Raw genomic sequence first — 23370 nt, 5'->3', positions numbered from 1 at the left:
CCCCCCCCCCCCCCCCCCCCGGTCCCCGCCGCCCCCGCCGAGGCGGCGCGTTGGGCGGATGAAGGCGACCGCCTGCGCCTGGCCGGCGACGTCCGGGCCGCCGATGACGCCTACGCCCGACAGATACGCGCCACGGTGTCCGATCCCGAGCTGGTCCAGGCCGCCGACGCCCTGGTGGCCGGCCGGCCCGCCGAGGCGCACGGCTTGCTGCGGGCCGCCCTGGCCCGGCGCCCCTCCGACCCGCTGGCGCTATGGATGGCCGGCGACGTGGCCTCGCGCGGCGGGTTGAACGTCGAAGCCGAGCGCCTGCTGGCGCGCTGCCTCGAGCTCGCGCCCGGCTTCACGGCAGCGCGCTACGCCTACGCCATGGTGCTGACCTGGCTCGACCGGGTGCCCGAGGCGCTGGCCGAGGCCGACCGCCTGATCGCCGCGGCCCCCGACAACGCGCTCTACCGGCACCTGAGGGCGTCTTCCCTCTTGCGCCTCGGCGAGGAAGAGGCCGCGGCCGACGCCTATGCTGCGGTGCTGGAGGTTCACCCCGACCAGGCCCTGAGCTGGATGAGCTACGGCCACGTCCTGAAGACCCTAGGCCGGCAGGCCGAGGCCGTGGAAGCCTATCGCCGCTGCCTGGCGCTGGACCCTCGGCAAGGTGAAGCCTGGTGGAGCCTCGCCAACCTGAAGACCGTGCGCTTCGACGCGACAGACGTGGCGGCGATGCACGCGGCCCTGGCGCGCGACGACCTCTCGCCGCCCGACCGCCTCCAAACGCACTTCGCCCTGGGCAAGGCCAACGAGGACGCCGGTCGCTACGCCGAGGCTTTCGACCACTATGCGCAGGCCAACGCCCAGCAGCGCGTCCGGCTGAACTACGACGCCGACGAGACGACGGGCCAGATGCGGCGGGCCAAGGCCCTGCTCTCGGCCGGCTTCTTCGCCGCGCGGGCCGGGCAGGGCGCGCCGCGGCCCGATCCGATCTTCATCGTCGGCTTGCCACGCTCGGGCTCCACCCTGGTCGAACAGATCCTGGCCAGCCACAGCCAGGTCGAAGGCACGCAGGAACTGGACTACCTGCCGGCGATCGCCGCGCGACTGGGCGGCCGCGCGCGCCGCCCGTCGGAAGGCGCCTATCCCGACGTGCTCGCCGCCTTGTGGCCGGCCGAACTGGCGGCGCTGGGCGAGGAATATCTGGAGCGCGCGCGGGCGCACCGGAAAAGCGGGCGACCGTTCTTCATCGACAAGCTGCCGAACAATTTCGAGCATGTCGGCCTGATCCAGCTGATCCTGCCCAGGGCGAAGATCGTGGATGCGCGCCGCCATCCGCTCGGCTGCTGCTTCTCGGCCTTCAAGCAGCACTTCGCGGCGGGGCAGCCTTTCACCTACGACCTCGCCGATGTCGGCCGCTACTACGCCGACTACGTCGAGCTGATGGACCACTTCGACGCGGTGTTGCCGGGCCGCTTGCACCGGGTGATCTACGAGCGCCTGATCGCCGACCTGGAAGGAGAGACGCGCGCGCTGCTCGCGCATTGCGGCCTGCCGTTCGAGGACGCCTGCCTGCGGTTCCATGAGAACAGGCGAGCCGTCCGCACCGCCAGCTCGGAGCAGGTGCGCCGGCCGATCTTCACCGACGCGGCGGACCATTGGCGGCATTTCGAGCCCTGGCTCGAACCCCTCAAGGCCGCGCTTGGGCCTGTTCTGTCGCGTTATCCATAGGTTGCATCGATCTGGGCGCGCGTTGCATCGCCGCCGCTGCTAGGTTAGGCGCCGGTTTTCGTGTGGGAGCGGCATGCCTTGAGCCAGTGGAAGGTCGGACGGATCAATGTGAAGTCGGGCTACACCCCCGCGCCGCAGGCCCAACCCGCCGCGCCGGCCGCGGGCCGCAGCCCTGACGCCGACCGGGCGCGTCTGCAGGCGATACACGCCGCGACTCAGGCCCGCGATTTCCCTCGCGCCGCGGCTATGGCGGATGAGGCGTTCAAGGACGGCCTGCATCATCCCATGGTCCTGAACCTGGCGGCGCTGAAGGCCGAACAGGAGGGCCGGTTCGAGGATGCGCTGACGGTGTTGGCCCGCGCCATCGAGATCGCGCCCGAGGACCTGGGCGCACGCAACGCGCTGGGTCTCGTGTTGACCCGCCTGGAGCGCTATCCGGAAGCGCTTGCGGCCTTCGAGGACGTGGTCGCATTGCAGCCCGCCTTTGCCGGCGCCCACTGCGCGCGCGGCGCGACGCTGGAATCGATGGGTCGTCTCAAGGAGGCCGAGGCCGCCTACCTGCACACCCTCGAACTGGATCCGGACAATCTGGGCGCCACGCAAGGGTTGGCCAACCTGCTGAGCCGTCGCGGCGCGCACGCCCAGGCCCGTCCGCTCGCCGAGGCGGTGCTGGAGGCCGAGCCGAACTTCCCTGACGCGGTGATGGTGCTGGCCGCCGCTGACGCGGCGGAGGGGCACGGCGAACGCGCCAAGGGCCGGTTGGAGCTGCTGGCTGGCGACGAGCGCCTGACCCCGCACCAGCGGGCCCTGGCCCAGGGCCAACTCGGCGACGTGCTCGACAGCCTCGACCTGCCGGCCGAGGCGTTCCAGGCCTATGCGGCGTGCAACATGGGCCTGTGGCGCGCCTATGCGCCGGTCCACGGCCAGGGCGTCGGCGCGCTGGACTTCGCGCGCGCGATGATCACCGAGCTCGACGCAATCCCACCGGACAGCTGGACCTCGGCGCCCGTCGAGACCGTGGCCGGGGCGCCGAAGGTCCACGTGTTCCTGCTGGGCTTCCCCCGTTCCGGCACGACCCTGCTGGAACAGGTGCTGGCGAGCCATCCCGACGTTGAGGCGCTGGAGGAGCGGGAGACCCTGGTCGACGCCCAGCGTGTGTTCCAGATGCAGCCCGCCGACGTCCAGCGCCTGGCCAAGGCCTCGGAGCGCGAATTGGCGCCGCTGCGGGCCGCCTACTGGGAGCGGGTGCGCGCCCACGGCGCCGACCCTGAGGGCAAGGTGTTCGTCGACAAGCACCCGCTGCACACCTTTCGCCTGCCGCTGATCCTGAAGCTGTTTCCCGACGCCAAGATCCTGTTCGCCCGGCGCGACCCGCGCGACGTGGTGCTGAGCTGCTACCGTCGCCGGTTCGCCATGAGCGGCTCGGCCTACCAGCTTCTGACCCTGCCGGGGGCGGCGGGCTACTACGACGCGGCGATGCGGCTGGCCGACCGGCTGGCGGCGCCGATGAAGGATCGCACCCTGGTCGTGCGTCACGAGAGCCTCGTGGAGGACTTCGACAAGGCGGTCGGCGAGGTGGTCGAGTTCCTGGACCTGCCCTGGGCGGACTCGATGCGCGACTTTGCCGACAAGGCCCGCGACCGGGCCGTCGCCACGCCCAGCGGCGCCCAGCTCTCGCGCGGCCTCAGCGCCGAGGGGGTCGGGGCCTGGCGGCGCTATCGCGACCAGCTTGCCCCGGTGCTCCCGATCCTTGCGCCCTGGGTGGCCGAGTACGGATACGACGCGGCATGACGATCGACCGGCGACACGCCGTGCAGACGCTGCTGGTCGGCGGTCTGGCGAGCGCGTGCGCGACGACGCGGCCGCCGGTCCGTGAGCCGCTGGTCTCTATCAACCTCACAGACGTTCAGCCGCCTGCCCAGCCAGCCACCGGCACCCGCCTGGAGACCGCCTTCGACGACGCGCGGCGGATGACGGTGCCCGTGCGTCTGGGGCGGCGGGGGCCGTTCCAGTTCGTGGTCGACACGGGGGCCAATCGCACGGTGATCGGGGTCGAGACGGCCGAGCGCTGCAGCCTGGTCAGCGACGGCGTCGCGCCCGTGCATGGCATCGTCGGGACCCAGCCCGCGCCGCTGGTGAAGGTGCCGGCGCTTAGGGTGGGGCAGGTCCACTCGGCCAACCTCAGCCTGCCGGTGCTGCCCAAGGCCAGCCTGGGCGCGGATGGCCTGCTGGGTATCGACGTCCTCAAGAACCGGCGCATGCGGCTAAACTTTCGCGGCAATACGTTCGAGATCGGGCCCTCGGGCCGCGGCGCGGCGGTTCAGTCGCTGGGCGGCGGAGGCGGCACCCGCATCCCGGATCCCGCGAAGGGCATCATCGTGCCGGCGCAGTATCGCTCGGGCCAGTTGGTGATCTTCGACGCCGACGTGGCGGGCGTCCCGGTGCGGGCCTTCCTGGACTCGGGCGCCCAGATCACCTGCGGCAACGAAGCTCTCCGCGACCATCTGCTGCGCGAGCGTCCCGACCTCGCGCAGCGAATGACGGAAACGCAGCTGATCAGCGCCACCGGCCAGACCTCGTCGGCGCTGCTGGGCCCGCTGCCGCGGCTGCGCCTGGGGGGCATGGGCCTCAACAACATCCGCGCCGCCTTCGCGCCGTTGCACATCTTCAGCCTGTGGGAGTTGAACGACCGGCCGGCCATGCTGGTCGGCATCGACGTGCTGCGCCATTTCGACGAGGTGACCCTCGACTTCGGCCGCCGCGAAGTGACCTTCATGCGCGCCCGCAACAACGGGCCGCCGGCGCCCTGAAACGCGCTTTAAATCAAAGAGATCGAGCCTGTTTGTTGGGTTCAGACGAGTCCATCTGAACCCAACAGGCTCTAGCGGATGGGGGTCGGCGCCAGCACCGTGCCGCTGTTGCTGCTGCGCAGCTTGGCCTCGGCCACGTTGTCTAGGATCGACTGGGCGCGCGGATCGCCGAACACCCAGGCCGCCGCCGCCAGGCTGCGGGCCGAGGTCGCCGAGACCCCGAGCGCGTTCTGCAGGGCCTCGAACGCGCCTTCCTGCGGCGTCATGCGCCGAAGCGGAACGTCTCCGTCCAGCTTGGCCAGCTGCTGGGCCTTGTCGACGGCCTGGTAGAAGCCGCCCACCTCGTCGACCAGACCCAGGCTCTTGGCCTGCGCCCCGGTCCAGACGCGACCCTTGGCGATCTCCCGCACCCGTTCCGGCGGAAGCTTGCGGCCCGTGGCGACGCGGGTGACGAACTCGCCGTAGATGCGGTCCATCCAGCCGGCGAAGGCGGCGCGCTGGGCGGCGGTGAACGGCTGGCCCAGGCCAAATGCGCCGGCGTACTGCCCGCCCACGCCGGTCTCGCGGACGTCGACGCCGAACTTCGCCAGCGCGGGCGCCAGCGCGAACTTGCCCCCGAAGACGCCGATGGAGCCGGTCAAAGTCGTCGGTTGGGCCACGATCGCCGAAGCCTCCGAACTGATCCAATAGCCGCCGGAGGCCGCGTAGGTGCTCATGGAGACCACCACGGGCTTGCCCTTCGACTTGGCATAGCGGATCGCGTCGAGGATCTGCTCCGATGCCGTGTCAGACCCGCCCGGCGAATTCACGCGCAGGACGATGGCCTTGATCGAACTGGCCTTGGCCGCCCTGAGGATCGCGTCGGCGAGATCGTCCGAGTAGATCGTTGCGCCGCCCGTGAAGGGATTGGAGCCCTGGTCCTTGCCGGTGACGATCGGGCCCTCGGCCTCGATCACCGCGATGGCGTCGCCGCTCTTCGCCGCGCGCGCGGGGCGGTTGTCGGCGTAGTCGTCGAAGTCCACCGAGCGGGCGTCGTCACCGGCCTTGTCCAGCAACGCCTGCTCGGCTTCGCGCACCTGGCCGAGCCGGTCCACCAGCTTCAGCGCCAGGGCGTCGGCGGCGATATAGGGCCCGGCTTCCAGCGTCCGGCGCAGGGCGGCGGGATCGGCTTTCCGGTCGGCCGCGGCGAAGGCGAGGTTCGACGCGTAGACCGAGCCCATCCAGCTCAGCGTCGATTCCTTATGAGCCGGGGTGTAGTCGGAGTAGAGGTAGCCGTTGACGGCGTTCTTGTATTCGTACCGTTGCTCGTACTGCGGGACGACGCCGTACTTGTCGAAGAAGCGCTTGAAGAACAGGTCCTCGTTGGCGACTCCGGTCACCTGCAGCGATGCGCCAGGCTGCATCCAAAGCTGATCGGACGCGCGGCCCAGCATATAGGTCGTGGTGACGATACCGGCGGGGTAGAGCCCCTGGCTGTGCGCGAAGATCGGCTTGCCGGCCGCGCGGAAATGGTTGAACGCCAGGCGGATCTCGTCGGCCATGCCCGGCTCGATGCCGCTTTCGGGCAGGCGGACGAAGAGGCCCTTCACCCGATCATCCTTCTCGGCGCGCCGCAGCGTCTCGATGATCGACATCACCGAGGTGGAGTTGCGGCCGATGCCCCAGAGCGGATTGTGCGGCGCCTGGTCGGTGAGAGGCTCGCGCAGGTCGAGCTCCAGCACCGTCTTTGCCGGAATGGGCGCCGGCGCGGTGGCGTTCATCGCCATGCCGATCAGCACGATCGGAACGCCGATGAGGAAGATCACCAGGCCCGCGAAGACCCCGGCCGCCGTGATCAGGAACTGTTTCATGGTCTCTAGGTTGCGGGTGCGCCGCCTGTACTCGGGAATCGGCTCTCGCACACATTGCCGGGCCGCGCAAAGGGCGATGCGACGCAAGCGCCGGAATGGCGGCATTCCGCGCCTGTGAGCGCCGCCACCGCCCGTGCTATGCGGGGCGAATGGGAGATTCCGGCACGACACGGCCGCCCTCTGAGGCGCAGGCGCTGTTCCTGCGGGCGGTGGAGCTTCAGAAGTCGGGCCGCGTGGCCGAGGCGGCCGAGCTGTACGGCCAGGTGCTGGCGAGCACGCCCGATCACTATCCAGCGAACCTGAACCTCGGTGTCGCGTTGCGCCGCCTGAAGCGTCCGCAGGAGGCCCTGGCGGCCTACGACCGGGCCGTGGCGCTGCGACCCGGCGAGGCCGGCGCCCACGCCAACCGGGCCAATCTGTTGCGGGAGTTGCGCCGGCTGCCGGAAGCGTTGGCCGCGCTCGATCGGGCGCTTGAGCTGACGCCCGGCGACGCCACCCTGCACAGCACGCGCGCCGGCGTGCTCCAGGACGCGCAGCGGTTGGACGAAGCGCTGGCCGGCTTCGACCGCGCGCTGCAGATCGACCCCAACCTCGCGGAGGCGCTCAACGGACGCGGCACCGTGCTCTTCGTACTCGACCGGCTGGAGGAGGCGCTCGCGCACTACGACCGGGCGATCGCCGCGAAGCCCAGCCTGGCGTTGGCGCATCGCAACCGGGGCGTGACGCTGCGCCGGCTGCGGCGGCCGCACGAGGCAATCGAAAGCCACGACCGGGCCCTGGCCTTGGCGCCCGACACCATGGATGCCTACTGGTATCGCAGCATCTGCCATCTGCTGGTCGGCAATTTCGAGGCCGGGTGGCGCGACTACGAGCGGCGCTGGCAGGTGGCCGAGTTCGTGAAGGGCAGTCCGGGCGAGACCACCCCGAAGCTGCGCGCGCGCTTCCCGTCGAATCTCGCCCGTGCCGACCTCGCCGGCCGCCAGGTGCTGCTGATCGGAGAGCAGGGGGTGGGGGACGTGATCATGTTCGCCAGCATCCTCCCCGACCTCCTGGCTGATGCAAAGGCAGTGAGCCTGGCCTGTGACCGGCGCCTTTGGGGCCTGCTCGCGCATTCCTTTCCGGCGCTGGCTTTCCTGGACAAGGCGACCGCCGAGGCGCGCGCGGACGATTTCGACGTCGTGCTGGGCATTGGCAGCCTGCCGTCCGTCTACCGCCGACAGGCCGGGGATTTTCCAGGCTCGCCCTATCTGTCGGCCGGCGACGAGGCGCGGGCGCGCTGGGCGGAACGGGTGGGACCGGCCCAGGGCCGAAAGCGGATCGGCCTTTCCTGGCGCGGCGGCGCGGCCAGCACGGGCCGCGAGGCCCGCTCGATCCCGCTGCAGGCCTTGCGGCCCGTCCTGGAACTCCCCGGCTGCGAGTTCGTCAGCCTCCAGTACGGCGATCATGGCGAGGAGATCGCGGCGGTGAACGCCGGCCTGCAACGTCCGATCCGGACCTTCCCGAAGGATGAGATCGACGACTTCGAGGATCTTGCCGCCCTGGTCGCCGCGCTGGACCTGGTGATCTCGGTCCAGACGTCGATAGTCCACCTGAGCGGCGCGGTCGGCGCGCCTGCCCTGGTGATGGCCCCCGCGACGCCGGAGTGGCGCTACATGAACGCGGGCCCGTCGATGCCCTGGTACCGATCGATCACGCTCTTCCGCCAGGGTCCGGACGCCGACTGGGCGCCGGTGATCGCCCAGGTCGCGGCCGAGGCCGGGCGACGTCACCGACTCGGCTAGCCAGACCTTCCCAGCCGCCGCCTGGCGCCCGTCGTGCGCCAGCCTGCGCGAAGCGCGATCAGCGGCCCGCGACACTGCCAGCGATCGAGCCGGCGACTTCGGAGGCCATCTTGATCTGCGCCTGGCGGTCGCGGATCTCGTAGCGGTCGGCGATCCAGGCGAAGTCGGTGTAGGCGACCCAGACCTTCCCGGTCGCGTCCTGGGTCACCAGGATCCGAACGGGCCAGTCGAGGCCGGCATACGGGTTCGAGGTGAGGAATTGCGCGCCCAGCGGCGGGTTGCCGAAGATGAGCAGCTTGGAGGGCCGCAGCGGGATGTCGGCGCCCTTCGCCAGATCGGCCTGGTCGATCTCCGTGAAGAAGCGGATGCCCTTGGCGGCGATGTCGGCCCTTATGCGGCTGACGGTCTCGTCGAAGCCATAGGCGCTGGGGGTCCGGACGACGCCCTGGGCGGTCTCGGCCGCGGCAGCGGGCTCGGCGACGGCGGCGATGGCGACGGCCGTCAGGGAGAGGCTCATGCCCATGGCGACGGCGCGGAGCGAGTGGCGGGTGAAGCGGGTCATGCGGGGAGTCCTTGGTCGTTGGCGGGGAGGGTGGTTTCCATCATCCGACCCGCCTCAGCCTCGTGGAGGATGATGCCCTCCATCGGGTCGACGCAGGTGGTCCAGGGCGCCTGGGCCAGCACGCGGGCGGTGTGCGCATAGCCGGCCTCCCAGCGCGCCTTGATGCCCGGAGGCGAGAAGTCGATGTCCTTGGCGTGGTCTTCGCCCACCAGCGGCGGGGAAAGCAGCCGGATGACATGCATCTGGGTCGGACAGCCGTAGGCGGCGAGCTCGCGCGCCTCGTTCGTCGCCCGAACCTCGGCCGGCAGCTTGTCGGCGAGCATCGCGATGATGTGGCGCAGTTTGTGGATCTGCTTCTGGCGCGCGATGTGGGTGATCGCGCGGCTGGAATACTGCAGGTCCTTTTGGCGCGAGAGCACGCTCCAGATGCTGTCGGGCTCGGGACCGTTGGGGGCCCACATGTGCACGGCGAAGACGACGCCCGAGCGGCGCGGCTTGTCGTCGAAGACCGCCTCGACAGGCGTGTTGGAGAGTATGCCGCCGTCCCAGTAGAGCTCGCCATCGATCCGGACGGCGGGGAAAGCCGGGGGCAGGGCGCCCGAGGCCATCACGTGGCGGACGGTCAGAACGTCGTCGCGGCTGTCGAAGTAGCGCATCTGGCCGGTCTGGACGTTGGCGGCGCCGACGGTCAGGCGAGGGCGGCCTGCATTCAGCAACTGGGCGTCGAGGAGTTCGCCCAGCGTCTTCTCCAGCGGGTCGGTGGAATAGTAGCCCGCGAGTTCCGAGCCGAGCGGCGTCTGCATGCCGAGGAAGGCCCAGGGATTCGGACGGAAGAAGGCCTCCAACCCGTTGGCCACGGTCATGGCGTTGGCCATCAGGGCCCCAACGCCCGGGATCATCCCGGCGAACTGTGTGGCGCGGGAGTGGGTCATGCGATCCCAGAACTCGCGCAGGCGTTCCAGGCGCCGTCCGGGTTCGTTGCCGGCGACGAGGGCGGCGTTGATGGCGCCGATCGAGGTGCCGATCACCCAATCGGGTTCGACGCCCGCCTCCTGCAGGGCCTGGTAGACCCCAGCCTGATAGGCGCCCAGCGCGCCGCCGCCCTGGAACACCAGGACGACCTGGCCCAGCTTGGCTTTGTCGAGGGCGGATGACGTCTTGGCGGTGGTCTTCATGCCGCCCTTGTCCCAGGCGTGCAGGTCGAGCGGAAATGTCGGCTGGCTAATCGCACCATGCGCGAACTGCATCGGTGGAGACGCCTCGCGCGCGGGCGAAGGAATCAACAGTATCGGCGTCGCCAGAGCCGCCACGCATCGCCGCGATAACTTAAAGCGAATTCAGTGCATGACGGCGGGCTTCTAGCTTCCGGGCCATCGGACAACCCGAAGAGAGAAGACCATGAAAGCCCCCCTGATCCTCGCGGCGACCGCCTCGCTGGCCGCCGCGCTGTTCGCTTCCGGCGCTGCGGCCGCCGGCGAATGCCCCGCCGCCCAGATGCGCCCGGACGCCCGCACCTCTGGCGAGACCATGCCGGCCAAGGTGACCGACACCGAGCTCGCCTTCGTGGCCCTGGGCGACCAGATCGGCGGCCTCGACAATCGCCGTCTGCGCCTGCGTCGGCTGGTCGTCCAGCCGGGCGGCGTTGTGCCGTGGCACAGCCACACCGACCGTCCGGCGCTGATCATGACGGTCTCGGGCCAGATCACCGAGTACGCCTCGAACTGCGCGGTCGGCATCGACCACAAGGCCGGCGACGTGGCCCGCGAGGTCAAGGGCGTCAGCCATTGGTGGAAGAACAACGGCAAGGTCGCGGCGGTCCTGATCGCCGCGGACATCAAGAACGACGCCGACACCACGGCGGCCGCCGACCACATGTGAGCACCGCCCGCGGCGCGCTATCCCCCGCCGGCGCGCCGCGGGTTCCCGAGAGCCTGCGCTCCCCCAAGTCCCAGGCCTCTCGAAGGCGTGCGGAGTCTTCGGAAGATCCCGAGGCCCCGCACGCCTTTTTCGCGCCGGAACCTCAGAATGACACCCGACCCCAACGCCCCCGCCCGACGCGCCGTCATCGGCCTGATCGGCTTCCTCACCCTCGTCGACCTGTTCGCCGCCCAGGCCATTCTCCCGACGCTGGCGGCGACGTACCGCGTCTCACCCTCCGCGATGGGCGTGGCGGTGAACGCCTCGACCATCGGCATGGCCGCCGCCGGCCTCGTCGTGGCGCTCCTCAGTCACCGGCTTCCGCGGCGCGGTGGGATCTGGGTCAGCCTGGCGCTGCTCGCCATCCCCACCGTCCTGCTGGCGCACGCCCCGGACCTGGCGACCTTCACGACCCTACGGATCGTGCAGGGCGTCTTCATGTCGGCGGCCTTCACCCTGACCATGGCCTATCTGTCGGAGCAAAACACCGGCGCGGCCACGGCAGGCGCGCTGGCCGCCTACATCACGGGCAACGTGGCCTCGAACCTGGTTGGCCGGCTGATCTCGTCGGCCGTGGCCGCGGCCGCGGGCGTGGCGGTCAACTTCTACGTCTTCGCGCTCTTGAACGTGGCCGGGGCCGCGCTGGTCTGGTTCACGCTGCAGAGCGCGCCCGCGATGGCCGTGGCCAGGGCGCCGATGCGCCGATCCGCCTTGTCGCGGATCGCGACCCACTTCGGAAATCGCTGCCTGGTGGCGAGCTTCGGCATAGGGTTCTTCGTGCTGTTCGCCTTCCTGGGCGTCTTCACCTACGTGAACTTCGTGCTGGCCGGACCGCCGCTGCGGCTTGGGCCGATGGCGCTGGGCCTGGTCTATTTCGTGTTCCTGCCGTCCATGATCACGACGCCGCTCGCGGGGTCGGTCGCCAACCGTTTCGGGCCGCGCCCCACCTTCTACGCGTCGCTGGGCCTGGCCGGGGCCGGACTGCCCCTCCTGCTCGCTTCCAGCATCGGTCCCGTGGTCGCGGGGCTGGCCATGGTCGGCGTCGGCACGTTCTTCGCCCAGGCCACGGCGACGGGGTTCGTGGGACGCGCCGCGCGGACGGACCACGCGGCCGCCAGCGGTATCTACCTCGCCAGCTACTACCTGGGCGGCCTGGCCGGCGCCGCGGTGATCGGTCAGGTTTACGACCAGGCGGGTTGGCCCGCCGCGGTGCTGGTGATCGCTGGCGCGCTCGCCGCCGCGGGCGGCCTCGCCGCCAGCCTTCGCCCCGCCACCGCCGGCCGCCGCTTCGACGCCGCCATGCACCCGGCCTGAGGGCGTCGTTCGCCCCACCGCGCGATCTGCTAAGGTCTGCACTGCGGATGGACCGTGCTGGAGACTCAGCGATGTCGTTCGAAGCCTGGGCGCTGTTCGCGGCGATGCTGCTGGGACTGGCGCATCTCACTGCCGCCTCATTCACGTTCAAGGCCCAGGTCGGCAACGCCTACACGGTCGGTCCGCGTGATGCTGGAATCCAGCCTGCCGGTGTGGCTGCGCGTCTCGACCGGGCCCAGCGAAACTTCCTCGAGACCTTTCCGATCTTCACGGCGGCTGTGCTGCTGCTCGAGGTGCTGGAGCGCACCGGCGGCTTTCTGGGCATGATCGGAGCTGGCGCCTATGTGGCCGGCCGCGCGCTCTTCCTCCCGCTCTATGCGGCCGGAATCCCGTGGCTGCGCACATTCAGCTGGAACATCGCCACGCTCGGCCTGGTGATGGTCATGACGGCCGTCGTCTGGGGGCCGTGAAGGGCCGCGTCAGCCCGCCGGGGCCGGCTCGGGATCGCAATCTTGCGGCGCGCCCGGGGCGGCGTCCAGCGCGCCAGGCGGCCACTTGAACGCCCGCGCCTGCTGCACGAAGGCGCCTACGGCGGGGGAATGCGGACGACCGCGAACGGTCACCAGCATGATCGTGCGGGTGAATTCCGGATCGATCAGCCGGCGCGTGACGAGCGCCGGATCCGTGACGCTCAGCTCGGGGAAGAAGCCGATGCCGAGGCCGGCCTTGATCATCCCTTGCACCCAGTCGTCACGCTCGGACGAGAAGACCTTCTTCCAGAGCACGCCGGCGGCGCGGAGCTCGCGGCGGGCGTAGTCGAAGATCTCGCAGTCCGCGCGGCTGACGTAGGGCTGCTCATGGGTGTCGCGACAGGTGACGACGTTCTGGGCTGCCAGCGGATGGTCCGGCGGCAAGGCGATCACGAACCGCTCGCTGTAGAGCGGCAGGCCGTGGAAGCGAACGTCCAGGGCCTCCGGCAGGCCGAAGAGCGCGAGGTTGAGGTCGCCCTTCGAGAGCATTTCCTGCAACTCGTGGGAGCCCTCCTCGATGACCTCCAGGTCGACGTTGGGATGCGCCACGCGAAACTTGACGATGAGATCTGCGACCATCTGGGGCCCGATCGTGCACATCACCCCGATCCGCAGCGTGACGTTGTCGAGCTTCCGGGCGCTGCGCGCCTGGGCCTTGGCCGCCTCGGTCTGGGTCTGGATCTGCTCCAGGTAGGGCAGCATCATGCGGCCCAGCTCGGAGAGGTGGGTGTTCTGCCGCTCGCGGTGAAACAGCGGCCCGCCCAACTCGTGCTCGAGCTGCTGGATGGCGCGGGTCAGCGCGGGCTGGCTCACGTTCGACTGCTCGGCCGCGCGCGTGAAGTTCAGCGTCCTCGCCAGGGCGAGGAAGTAGCGGACCTGCTGCATTTCCATGGCGGGATCCCCCGATGGCCAGGTGCTGCGGTCAGGAGGCGATACGCGCCTCCGCCGACGGCGAAGCTACACGGATTGCGGGTTCGCGCCCACGCGTGACGGCCTCGAAGACCAGTCGCGCGCCGCGCTCGAACGTCAGGTACGACCAAAGCCAGTCCAGCACGACCTGCAGCCGGTTGCGGAAACCGATCAGGAACCAGACGTGGGCGGCGCACCAGAACAGCCAGGCCGGGAAGCCGGTGAGCTTGACGCGCCCGAGGTCGGCGACCGCCGCCTGGCGGCCGATCGTGGCGAGACTGCCGAGGTTACGGTAGCGGAACGGTCCGGGCGCGGGCCGCCCGGCCATGCGCGCGGCGATGACGGCGGCGGCGTAGGCGCCGGCCTGCTTGGCCGCGGGGGCCACGCCGGGCACGGCGCCGCCGGTGGCGTCGCGGACGCTGGCGCAATCCCCCACCAGGAAAACCTCGGGACGACCCGGCAGGCTCAGATCCTTTTCCACGAAGACCCGACCGGCGCGGTCGGTCTCGGCCCCCAGCCACCGGCCCGCGGGAGACGCCTGGACGCCCGCCGCCCAGATCACGTTGGCTGCTTCGATGCGCAGCTCGCCCACCGTCACGCCCCCGGTCTCGCAATCGCTCACCGGGCGGCCCAGCATCAGCTCCACGCCCAGCTTCTCGAGCGCGGATTTCGCATAGGCCGACAGCGAGGGGCAGAAGGTCGCCAGCACGCGGGGCCCGCCGTCGATCAGCAGAATCCGTGCCCGTTGGCCGCGGATTCGCCGGAAGTCGCAGGCCAGCGCCCGGCGGGTGAGCTCGGCGATGGCGCCGGCCAGCTCGACGCCCGTCGGGCCTCCCCCCACCACCACGAAGGTGAGCAGCCGGCGCCGCGCGGCGGCGTCCATGTCGAGCTCGGCGGACTCCAGCGCCAGCAGGACGCGGCGCCTGAGCGCCAGCGCGTCCTCGAGCGACTTCAGGCCAGGGGCGTGCGCCGCCCAATCGTCGCGGCCGAAATAGGCGTGGGTGGCGCCGGTGGCGACGATCAGCTGGTCGTAGGCGATGCGGCGGGCGCCCAGCAGTACGCATCGCGCGTCGAGATCGACGCCGGTCACCTCGTCCAGTTCGATGTGCAGGTTGGTCAGCCGGCGCAGGATCATCCGGATCGGGCTGGCGATCTGGGTTGGAGCCAGGCCCGCCGTGGCCACCTGGTACAGCAGCGGCTGGAACAGGTGGTGGTTGCGGCGGTCGATCAGCGTGACGTCGGCATCGGTCTTCGCCAGGGCATGCGCCGCGGCCAGGCCGCCGAAGCCGGCGCCGATGATCACGACCTTAGGGCGGGGGCGCATCAGTGCGCGGTCCAGCCGCCGTCGACCGCCAGGGCGGCTCCGGTGATCGAGGCGCCGTGCTGGCCACACAGGAAGGCGGCCAGGGCTCCGATCTCCTCCACCGACGCGAACTTGCGGTTGGGCTGCGCGGTCAGCAGCACGTCGGTGATCACCTGTTCGGCGGTCATCATGTGGGCGCGCGCCTGATCGGCGATCTGCTTTTCCACCAGCGGCGTCCAGACGTAGCCCGGGCAGATGGCGTTGCAGGTGACGCCCATGCGGGCGGTCTCCAGGGCGACCGTCTTGGTCAGGCCGACCACGCCATGCTTGGCGGCGACATAGGCCGACTTGAACGGCGAGGCGACCAGGCCGTGCGCCGAGGCGATGTTGACGATCCGTCCGAAGCCGCGCTCCAGCATCTCCGGCAGCACGGCCTTGGTGGCGTAGAAGGCCGACGAAAGGTTGACGGCGAGGATCGCTTCCCACTTGGCGTTGGGAAACTCGGTGACCGGCGCCACGTGCTGGATGCCGGCGTTGTTGACCAGGATGTCGATCGGGCCCAGCACGTCGCGGGCGAAGGCGACCATCTCGCAGATCTTCTCGGGCATCGAGAGGTCGGCCGGCGAATAGATCACCTCGGTTCCATGCAGGGACGCCAGCGTTTCGCGGGTGCGTTCGATCTCCTGCGGATCGCCGAAGCCGTTGAGGACGATCTGCGCCCCCTGTTCCGCCAGGCTCTCGGCGATGCCGAGACCGATGCCGCTGGTGGAGCCGGTGACGATGGCGACCCGTCCGGCCAGCGGGCGGGCGAGGGCGGAGGCGGTCTGGGCGGCGGTGAGCGTCATGGCGGGGTCCTGTGTCCTGATCGGGACTTCAGCGTGGGCCGTGGGGACCGGCGGCTGAAATGCCCGGAGCGCATGGCCTCACGCCGCGTGGCGCATGAAGAGCGGCCGCCAGAGGCCGGTCATCCCGAGTTCGCCCGACAGGTCGATGACGCCGCGGCGATAGAGGTCGAACAGGTGGGCCAGCACCGAGTGGCAGGCGGCGGGGTGCAGACGCCGATCGGTGTCGGCATAGAGCTTCGCCACCAGCTGGCGCGCGGTCGCCGGGCCGCCCGTCTCGAGGGCCACGAGGATCTGCTTCTCCCGCTGGCGACGGTGGACGATGTAGGCGGCCAGGAAACTGTCGACCCGGCGGATGGGCGGGCCGTGCGCCGGGAACAGGGTGTCGTAGCGCCGGGCGCGGATCCGCTCCAGGCTGCGCATGTAAAGGCCCATGTCGCCGTCGGGCGGGCTGACCACGCTCGTGGACCAACCCATGACGCAGTCGCCCGGGAACAGGGCGTTCTCCTCGATCAGGGCGAACGCAAAATGGTTCGAGGTGTGGCCTGGCGTGGCGACGGCTTCGATCGTCCACCCCGGTCCGTGGAAGTACTGGCCGTCGCTCAGCACCACATCGGGTCGGAAGCCGAGATCGTCGCCGGCTTCCAGCCGATCGCCGCCGCCCGAGGGTCGGGACTGCGCCGCGCCCGCGTGAATGACCGCGCCGGTGCGCTCGGCCAGGGGCCGTGCCGCGGGCGAGTGATCCAGATGACTGTGGGTGACGAAGATGTGGGAGATCCGCTCGCCCGCTGTGGCCTTGAGGATCGCCTCGATCTGGCGCGGATCGTCCGGCCCGGGATCGACCACGGCGACCTCGCCTCGGCCCACGATGTGGGCCCCGGTGCCGGTGAAGGTGAAGGGGCCTGGGTTCTCGGCGACGACGCGGCGGATCATCGGGCCCACGCGGTCGGCGCGGCCGTACTTGAACGCGAACTCACGCACGAAGGGGATCATGGCGCAGGCTCCGTGACGAGCGCCCGCAACGCGCGACCTAGGCGGGCGACGGCGGCGAGCTTCTGGAAGAAGGGCAGGGCGATGGGAGGACCCATGTCGGTCTTGTTGACGTCGACCACGTAGAGCCGGCCGTTGGTCCGATCGCGCAGGATGTCCAGGCCGCCCCAGTCCAGCCGCATGGCGCGGCAGAAGGCGCCCAGCTTGTCGATCTCGTCGTCCGAGAAGACGTCGCGCGGCCGAGCCATGCCGACGCTGCAGTTGTGGTTCGCGAAGCGGTCCTCGAGGCGGCGGCGCTTCAGGAACACCACCACCGGCCGGCCGCCGACGAACGGGGTGCGCAGGTCGACCGCGAGGCCGTTCTCGATGTTGTCGATCAGGCGCTGGTAGGTCCGGCCCGCGCGGGGTCGCATGGGCAGATGGACGACCCGGCCGTCATGCAGGCCGTTGCCCTCGCCCTTCTCGACCGCGAGGCCGGCGCCGGCCTCAGGGTCCAGGGCGAGGGGATAGCCGAACACCTCGGCGAACACCTCCGCCACCCGGCTCTTGGTGATGTCGACGCAGCCATAGTTGAAGGCGCGCGAATGCCAGCGGGCCGGCGGCGCGCCGACGGCGGAGTCCTCGAAGTAGAACGCGGCTTGCGCCTCGGCCGGCGAACGGGCCACCCGCACGCCGTTCCAGGCCGCCGCCGCCCAGATCAGGTACCAGGGCCGCGGCCGGTCCGGCGCGAACCAGACCGCCGGGCCCGGCGGCATTAGGCGGTTGAGCAGCATCTTGCCCCGGATCGCCAGATAGAGGGCGAGCCACGTCGCCGCTTCCGAGGCCAACGCACGGTCCAGTGGGATCACCGCGCCGGTCTTCTTGACCTGCACGGTCCGTCCACGGACGGAGAAGTCGGATGTCCATAGGGTTTCGCTCATGGCCGGACGGCCGGGATCTGGACGGGCGCGAAGATCGCGGCCACGCGGCTCAGGAACACGCCGAACTCGCGCCGTCGGAACAGGCCCAGCAGCAGCATGGCGCAGACCAGGTTCACGCAAGCGGCCGCGAACAGGCCTCCCCCATCGTTGTTGGGATCGACGCCCAGCGGCGTGAACAGGTGGAAGCTGACCGCCCCGGCCATCACCAGCAGGCCGGCCAGGGCGCCCGCCGCTTGCAGATGCCGCAGGCGGGGCAGCACGCCGACGACGAGCAGGCTGGAGGCCAGCAGCTCGATCGAGCCGATCACGTACTGGCTGAAGAGGCCGGTGTGGGCGAACAGGCCGGGCAGGCCAAGTTCGCTGGTCCAGCCGTCCAATCGCCCGAAGATCACCTGGGTCTTCGGGTGGTCGGTGAACTTGTAGCGCAGGCTGTCCAGGAACACCGCGGCCATGAAGAGCGCGAGGCCGTGAGGGACCAGCCCCATGAGGCGGTGGCGCAGGCTCATTTCAGCACCCGTGGCCAGTTCTTGTCGCCCTTGGCGACGTTGCCGGGGATGTCCTGGGCCCAGCGTTTCTGAACGTTCTGGTCGTAGTTCAGATAGAGCTTGCCGTTCACGACCTTCCAGGCCAGCGGGTCGCCCTTGGCGGTGTAGCCGCCGGCGACGGCCCAGGCGCAATAGCCGCCGTACTGGGGAGCATAGGCGGCGGGATTGGCCTTGAACTTCGCCAGGCTGGCGGCGTTGGCGAAGCGGAACTCCGCGCCCTTCCAGATCGTGGCGAATTTCGCGTCGCCCTTGACCGGCGCGCCCGCGAAGTAGCTCACGGCGTCGTAGCCACCCAGGGCGACCTGGCTGAAGGCGGGCGTATAGATCTCGGGCTTGGCGGCCATCGCGGGGCCCGCCAGCAGGGCGGAGCCGATGGCGACGGCGGCCGCCGCAGCGGCGATGGCCTTCATGTCGAAGGGTCTTGTTCTCAATGGGCGTCCTCCACTACCGCCGCCGCTGCGGCGCGACCGAACGTCGGTCGATGTGGAGGGGTACCGTCGCCTTGGCTCGGGCGCTCATGCCGAAAGGTTATGGACCCCGCCGCATGGTGCTCATCTCGCCGGCGGCTCGCAGATGGCGTTGCCGCAGGACCGACAGCTGTGGGTCGCCGGGCGCGGCTGCTCGGCCGGGGTCTTCAAGCGGAAGGGGACGGGGTCAATGCGCGGCTTCCGTCGGAGGGGTCGCGACCGAGAAGGCGCCCTTGCGGACGATCTCGTCGCTGGCCTGGGCGGCGATGAGGTCGGCTTCGGCGCCGGCCAGGCCGAGGCCTCGAAGGATCAGGGCGCACATCTGCTGCGACAGCGAGACGGCGAAGGCCAGGACCGGCTCCTGCACCACGCGGACCAGCGCCAGCTGGGTGACGCCCAGCACATAGAGCACGCCGGCCTCGACCGTCGGCACGGCGAACCGGCCGGAGGCCAACCCGCGCTCGATATCCTCCACAAGGCCGCGGTTCAGCGGCGCGGACAGCGAAGTATGGCCGCTGTGGATGCGCACCAGCACGCCGGCCGATTCGGCCCCGTCGAGCGCGAACCGCAGGTAGGCGCAGACGGCGCGCGCAAGCCGTCGAGCCGGATCCTCGACGCCCGCGTTGGCCTGGGTGATGGCCGTTTCCACATGGGAGCGAATCTCGCCGGATATCGCCTGCACTAGGGCGTCGCGATCCTCGAAGTGGTTGTAGAAGCTGCCTTTGCCGACTTCGGCCGTCTGGACGATGTCGTCGACGGTGACCGCATCTACCGGCCGCTCGCTGTAGAGGCGGCGCCCCGCGCTGATCAGCGCCGCGCGCGTTCGTTCCGCCCGGGGGTTGCTCCGCGCCTTCGCCATCCGCTCTACGCCTGCATCCTCAGCTTCATGTCCTCGCCCACGATGGCGGCCAGCGCCGGCCGGGAAAAGAGCTGTTGCTGGAAACGGTCCAGATTGGCGAAGGCGGGCAATTTCCCGACGAGCGCCGGAGACGCGCGCCAGAGCAGGAAGACCAGGAGGTAGAGGTCACAGACGCTGAACGCGTCCAGGATGGAATCCCGCCCCTTAAGGTGCGTGTCGAGCTCGCCGAGCAAATTGGCCGCCTTTTGAACGGACGCGGCGCGGGCCTCGTCGTTGTCACAGCCCGGCGCGGGGAACATGGCGTCGCGCAGCGCCGTGTGCAGGCTGCTGGACAGGAACGACAGCCAGGCCTGGGCCTGCGCCCGGGCGAAGGTTCCGGCCGCCGGGAACAGCTGCTTTTCGGGCGCGAGGTCAGCGATGAACGGCAGGATCGCGGTCGACTCGGTCAGGACGCCCTTGTCGGTCTCGAGGGCCGGGACCTTGCCGCGCGGGTTGACCCGCCGATAGGCGGGCGTGTTCTGCTCGCCCTTGGCGGTGTGGACGATCGCCACGTCATGGTCGAGGCCGGACTCGACCAGCGCGAGGCGGCTGGCCAGCGAGCACGCCATCGGCGCGTGATGAAGTCGTAGCATCGCGAGGTCTCAGGCGGCCTGGCGCAGGGGGGAAAGGCTCTGGTTCCAGGCGGCCAGGAGCGCCGCGGGATCACCCGCGCCGAAGACATAGCGGTCGGGGCGGATCAGAACCGCGTCCACGCCCAACTTGCGGAGCCAAACTTCCAGCGTTGCCCGGAAGGGCGCCAGCGCGTCGGTGTCGAGCGCCAGGACGCGCACGCCGGCGGCGGGCTCGACAGGGCGTCGGGACACCAGACAGGCGTCGTGACGCAGCAGGTCGTCGAAGCGTTGACGGGTCTCACCCTCGCCGGAGACCGGCTGCGGGAACATGCCGCCTGCGCCGGGCGCGCCGGCCAGGATGCAGCCTGTGGCGAAGACCGGGGGCTGCAGCGGGGGGAGGGGCGGGGCTCCGCTCTCGCGGGCGGCCAGCATCCCGGCGTCGCGCGCGGCGGCGGCGTGCGGGTCCAGCATGCAGACCACACGGCCCATGCCGATCGCCAGCTCGATGGCCGAGCGCACGTGCGGCTCGCGTTCGGCCTGATAGCTGTCGAGCAGCGCCTCGCCGGCTTCGCCCTTCAGTACGGCGGCCAGCTTCCAGGAAAGGTTGGCCGCATCGCGCAGACCCGAGCACATGCCCTGGCCGGCGAAGGGCGGGGTCTGATGCGCGGCGTCGCCGGCGATCAGGGCGCGGCCGTCGCGCCAGCGGTTCGCCACCAGCCCGTGGAACCGGTAGACGGCCATGCGCTCCACCTCGACCGGCCCGCAGTCCCAGGGCCTGATCAGATCCTGGACGACGGTCTCGTCCAGCATGGCCTCGGGTGTCTCGCCCGGCAGCAGCAGGAACTCCCAGCGGTGCCGCCCCGGGCCACTTAGCACGCAGGTGGTCGGTCGGGCCGGGTCGCAGACCTGGATGTTTACGTCCGGCACGCGGCAGTCCGGCATCACCTTCACGTCGACCACCAGCCAGGGCTCGTCGAACTGGTAGTCGAACAGGCCGCCACCGATCGTTTCGCGCACAGGGCTCCAGGCGCCGTCGCAGCCGACGATATAGCGGGCGCGGATCGTCGAGGCGCCCTTCGGCCCCGAGACCTCGGCCGTGACGCCTTCCGCGTCCTGGGCGAACCGCTCCAGCTTCATACCCAGGCGGGCGCTGGCGTCGGGCAGGCGGGCGACCAGCCCTCGCAGCACGCCGTCCAGGCTGGGCTGGTGGAACATGTACCCCGCGCCCCAGCCCGACGGTGTCTCGCGAGGCGGCGGCAGGGTCATCAGCAGTTGGCCGTCGCCGGCGCGGAATTCATAGGTGGGCAGATCCCTGGCATGGCGGCGCGCCTCTTCGGCGATCCCCAGCTGCTGGAACAGCCGCATGATCTCATGGTCGAAGTGCACCGCCCGCGGCAGGGGATAGACCTCGGCGTCCTTCTCGATCGCTATGACGTTCACGCCGCGCTGGGCGAGGAGGGCGGTTAGCACCGACCCGACCGGCCCCAGGCCCACCACCAGCACGTCGGTGTCGTATCCGGCCGACGGCATCTCAGGCCTCGTTCGCGCAGGGATTGTCGAGGGCGCCCAGGCCGTCGATCTCCACCCGCACCCGATCGCCGTCCTTCAGGAACCGCATGGGCTTCATCGCCGCGCCGATCCCGCCGGGCGTGCCGGTGAAGATCAGGTCGCCGGGCTCCAGTGTCATGGCCTGGCTGAGATGCTCGATCTGATCCCAGACGTTGAACACGAGGTGTCGGGTGTTGGAGTCCTGGCGAACCTCGCCGTTCACCAGGCACCGGATGCCCAGCCGGTGTGGGTCGGGGACCTCGTCGGCCGTTGTGATCCAGGGCCCGAACGGGGCGTGGGTGTCGAACGACTTGCCTATCACCCACTGGGGCGTGCGGTGCTGCCAGGCGCGCTCGGTGGCGTCGTTGCCGCAGCAGTAGCCGAAGATCGCCGCCGCCGCGGCGTCCTTGCCGATGTGGCGGCCGCCCTGTCCGATCACCGCGACCAGCTCGGCCTCGTAGTCCAGGGCTTGCGAGACCCGCGGCACCTGGATCGGGTCGTGGGGGCCATTGGCCGCCGTCGGGGCCTTGGAAAACCACACCTGATGCTCGGGCGTGCCCAGATTGCTCTCGGCGATGTGGTCCGCGTAGTTCAGGCCGATCGCCATGATCTTGCCCGGTCGCCGGATAGGCGCCAGCAGATGCACGCTGTCCAGGGCCACGGCGCCCGCGCCAGCCGCGGCGAGACGCCGGACCTCACGCTCGACCTGCGGCCAGGCGGCGATCAGGCCGATCATGTCGCCCGGGAGGCCCGGGCCGGCGGCGTTGAGCGGCACGATGCGGTCGCCGACCACGGCGCCGAGTTGCGGGGCGGCGCCCGCTTCGAAGGTTGCAAGCTTCATCGGGTCGTCCTCAGCCCATCGTCGCGGGCATTTGCGGACCCCACTGGACGCCCAGCAGATCCTGCAGGTTCGAGATGTTCGAGCCGTCCGCGGCGGTGAAGAGGTCGCCGTCGGTCCAGTGCTCCAGGGTGTGCCCCCAGGGATCGCGCCAGTAGTCGAAGACCTGGCTGCCCAGGATGTGGCGGCCCACGCCCCACTCGGCGTCGCGACCGGCCTCCTTGAGGCGCTGGTGCCCGCGCATCAGGTCGTCGAGGTCGGCCACCTCGTAGGCGGCGTGGTTGAAGCCCGGGCCCTTGGGGCCCTGCATCAGGAACAGCGTGTGGTGGTCGGTGGGCGTGTCGCCTCGGTCGCAACGCATGAAGGCGCCGATGGCGAACTCAGGCGCCACCTGGATCTCGTCCGAGGTGATGAAGCCGAAGCGGTCCTTGTACCAGCGCTCCGAGGCGCGGAAGTCCGAAACGTTCAGCACCACATGGCCCAGGCGCACGACGTTCGCCGCGCCCGCCGCTATCCGCCGGGTGGCCCGCAGGCGTTCGCGGGCCATCGCGCGGTTCCAGGGCGCGGTGGCCTCCAGCGGCAGGGGCGGGGTGGCGGCCTGGCCAGCGACCACGTCGACACGGTGGCCGTCAGGATCCTTCAGCGACACCACCTGTCCGCCGCCGGGCAGGTCGGAGTTCGAGGCGGCGATCCCCTCGGCCGTGGCCAGCCGTTTCAGATCCTCGGCGCTCTCGGCCCGGAAGGCCACGGCGACGAAGCGCGGCTCGCCCAGGTCGGTCACATGCGCGACGGGAGACGGTCCCGAGCCGCGGGCGACGAGGCGAGTGTCCGAGTGTTCGACGACCGCCAGGCCGAAGTCCTCCAGGAAGGCGCGCATCCGACCCAGGTCGGGAGCGCTGAACCGGACGTAGGCGACGTCCTCGATCTTGAGGATGCTCATGGGCGAGCCTTTAGTTGACGATATGGTCAGAATGATGGAACGGTTGCGATATGGCAAGTTGGAATGCCAACCGCACCACAGTTGACGCACGGGTCAGGCTCGCGGTGATGTCGGAAGAGGG

Annotated in this window: 22 protein-coding genes; 7 read left to right on the top strand and 15 right to left on the bottom strand. The window is 70.3% G+C overall.

The features are described from left to right. The 3 genes from ACODSY_RS18805 to ACODSY_RS18795 all read left to right on the top strand — a co-directional run. A partial coding sequence (locus ACODSY_RS18805; RefSeq protein ID WP_488953404.1) for a sulfotransferase family protein occupies positions 1-1713 on the top strand: 1713 nt, incomplete at its 5' end. A gap of 78 nt (positions 1714-1791) precedes the next feature. Continuing rightward, positions 1792-3504, top strand: a complete 1713-nt coding sequence (locus ACODSY_RS18800; RefSeq protein ID WP_488953402.1) for a sulfotransferase family protein — start codon at positions 1792-1794, stop codon at positions 3502-3504. Continuing rightward, a complete protein-coding gene (locus ACODSY_RS18795) occupies positions 3501-4523 on the top strand; it encodes a retropepsin-like aspartic protease (RefSeq protein ID WP_488953401.1) in 1023 nt (340 codons plus the stop codon). Before ACODSY_RS18800 ends, ACODSY_RS18795 begins: the two co-directional genes overlap by 4 nt. A 71-nt stretch (positions 4524-4594) precedes the next feature. On the opposite strand, the gene sppA is transcribed toward ACODSY_RS18795, so the two are convergent. Then, on the bottom strand, positions 4595-6373 hold the full coding sequence (gene sppA / locus ACODSY_RS18790) for a signal peptide peptidase SppA (protein WP_488953399.1): 1779 nt from the start codon (positions 6371-6373) through the stop codon (positions 4595-4597). 149 nt (positions 6374-6522) lie between these two features. On the opposite strand from sppA, the gene ACODSY_RS18785 reads away from it, so the two are divergent. After that, the gene (locus ACODSY_RS18785; protein WP_488953398.1) at positions 6523-8154 is read left to right on the top strand and encodes a tetratricopeptide repeat protein; all 1632 of its coding nucleotides are present in this window, start codon (positions 6523-6525) and stop codon (positions 8152-8154) included. Positions 8155-8212: 58 nt separating this feature from the next. On the opposite strand, the gene ACODSY_RS18780 is transcribed toward ACODSY_RS18785, so the two are convergent. Together ACODSY_RS18780 and ACODSY_RS18775 are read right to left on the bottom strand one after the other, a co-directional pair. After that, a complete protein-coding gene (locus tag ACODSY_RS18780; RefSeq protein WP_488953396.1) occupies positions 8213-8716 on the bottom strand; it encodes a DUF302 domain-containing protein in 504 nt (167 codons plus the stop codon). After that, on the bottom strand, positions 8713-9963 hold the full coding sequence (locus ACODSY_RS18775; protein ID WP_488953394.1) for a patatin-like phospholipase family protein: 1251 nt from the start codon (positions 9961-9963) through the stop codon (positions 8713-8715). Before ACODSY_RS18775 ends, ACODSY_RS18780 begins: the two co-directional genes overlap by 4 nt. Before the next feature lie 151 nt (positions 9964-10114). Between ACODSY_RS18775 and ACODSY_RS18770 the strand changes: the two genes are divergently transcribed. From ACODSY_RS18770 to ACODSY_RS18760, 3 genes are all read left to right on the top strand, one after another. Further along, a complete protein-coding gene (locus tag ACODSY_RS18770) occupies positions 10115-10594 on the top strand; it encodes a cupin domain-containing protein (RefSeq protein ID WP_488953393.1) in 480 nt (159 codons plus the stop codon). 147 nt (positions 10595-10741) lie between these two features. Continuing rightward, positions 10742-11947, top strand: a complete 1206-nt coding sequence (locus ACODSY_RS18765; protein ID WP_488953392.1) for an MFS transporter — start codon at positions 10742-10744, stop codon at positions 11945-11947. Positions 11948-12018: 71 nt separating this feature from the next. Next, complete coding sequence (locus ACODSY_RS18760; protein WP_488953390.1) at positions 12019-12417, top strand: MAPEG family protein; 399 nt, start codon at positions 12019-12021, stop codon at positions 12415-12417. A 9-nt stretch (positions 12418-12426) separates the two neighbouring features. Here the strand turns inward: ACODSY_RS18760 and ACODSY_RS18755 are convergent, their stop codons facing one another. From ACODSY_RS18755 to ACODSY_RS18700, 12 genes are all read right to left on the bottom strand, one after another. Next, on the bottom strand, positions 12427-13368 hold the full coding sequence (locus ACODSY_RS18755; RefSeq protein ID WP_488953389.1) for a LysR family transcriptional regulator: 942 nt from the start codon (positions 13366-13368) through the stop codon (positions 12427-12429). A gap of 31 nt (positions 13369-13399) precedes the next feature. Then, positions 13400-14710 carry an NAD(P)/FAD-dependent oxidoreductase gene (locus ACODSY_RS18750; RefSeq protein ID WP_488953388.1) on the bottom strand — a complete coding sequence of 437 codons (1311 nt, stop codon included), beginning with the start codon at positions 14708-14710 and terminating at the stop codon, positions 13400-13402. Further along, positions 14710-15534, bottom strand: a complete 825-nt coding sequence (locus ACODSY_RS18745; RefSeq protein ID WP_488953387.1) for a 3-hydroxybutyrate dehydrogenase — start codon at positions 15532-15534, stop codon at positions 14710-14712. Before ACODSY_RS18745 ends, ACODSY_RS18750 begins: the two co-directional genes overlap by 1 nt. Positions 15535-15612: 78 nt before the next feature. Then, complete coding sequence (locus tag ACODSY_RS18740) at positions 15613-16524, bottom strand: MBL fold metallo-hydrolase (RefSeq protein WP_488953386.1); 912 nt, start codon at positions 16522-16524, stop codon at positions 15613-15615. Further along, positions 16521-17441, bottom strand: a complete 921-nt coding sequence (locus tag ACODSY_RS18735; RefSeq protein WP_488953385.1) for an ATP-grasp domain-containing protein — start codon at positions 17439-17441, stop codon at positions 16521-16523. The genes ACODSY_RS18740 and ACODSY_RS18735 overlap by 4 nt, the downstream gene beginning before the upstream one ends. Beyond that, positions 17438-17947 (bottom strand): hypothetical protein, encoded by a 510-nt coding sequence (locus tag ACODSY_RS18730; protein WP_488953384.1) that lies wholly within the window; start codon positions 17945-17947, stop codon positions 17438-17440. Before ACODSY_RS18730 ends, ACODSY_RS18735 begins: the two co-directional genes overlap by 4 nt. Then, positions 17944-18417, bottom strand: a complete 474-nt coding sequence (locus ACODSY_RS18725) for a YHS domain-containing (seleno)protein (protein ID WP_488953383.1) — start codon at positions 18415-18417, stop codon at positions 17944-17946. The genes ACODSY_RS18730 and ACODSY_RS18725 overlap by 4 nt, the downstream gene beginning before the upstream one ends. A 223-nt stretch (positions 18418-18640) precedes the next feature. Beyond that, complete coding sequence (locus ACODSY_RS18720) at positions 18641-19312, bottom strand: TetR/AcrR family transcriptional regulator (protein WP_488953382.1); 672 nt, start codon at positions 19310-19312, stop codon at positions 18641-18643. Positions 19313-19317: 5 nt separating this feature from the next. Beyond that, entirely contained in the window at positions 19318-19944 is a 627-nt protein-coding gene (locus ACODSY_RS18715; protein ID WP_488953381.1) for a glutathione S-transferase family protein, read from the bottom strand. Positions 19945-19953: 9 nt separating this feature from the next. Further along, the gene (gene mhpA / locus ACODSY_RS18710) at positions 19954-21453 is read right to left on the bottom strand and encodes a bifunctional 3-(3-hydroxy-phenyl)propionate/3-hydroxycinnamic acid hydroxylase MhpA (protein ID WP_488953380.1); all 1500 of its coding nucleotides are present in this window, start codon (positions 21451-21453) and stop codon (positions 19954-19956) included. Between the two features lies 1 nt (position 21454). Further along, entirely contained in the window at positions 21455-22312 is an 858-nt protein-coding gene (locus ACODSY_RS18705) for a fumarylacetoacetate hydrolase family protein (RefSeq protein ID WP_488953379.1), read from the bottom strand. Between the two features lie 10 nt (positions 22313-22322). After that, on the bottom strand, positions 22323-23249 hold the full coding sequence (locus ACODSY_RS18700) for a VOC family protein (RefSeq protein ID WP_488953378.1): 927 nt from the start codon (positions 23247-23249) through the stop codon (positions 22323-22325). Positions 23250-23370 lie beyond the last annotated feature (121 nt).

The organism is Phenylobacterium sp. FG114 (genome assembly GCF_057809855.1).
Note: the sequence above shows the minus strand (reverse complement) of the source record. Positions and strands in the feature narration are given on the sequence as shown.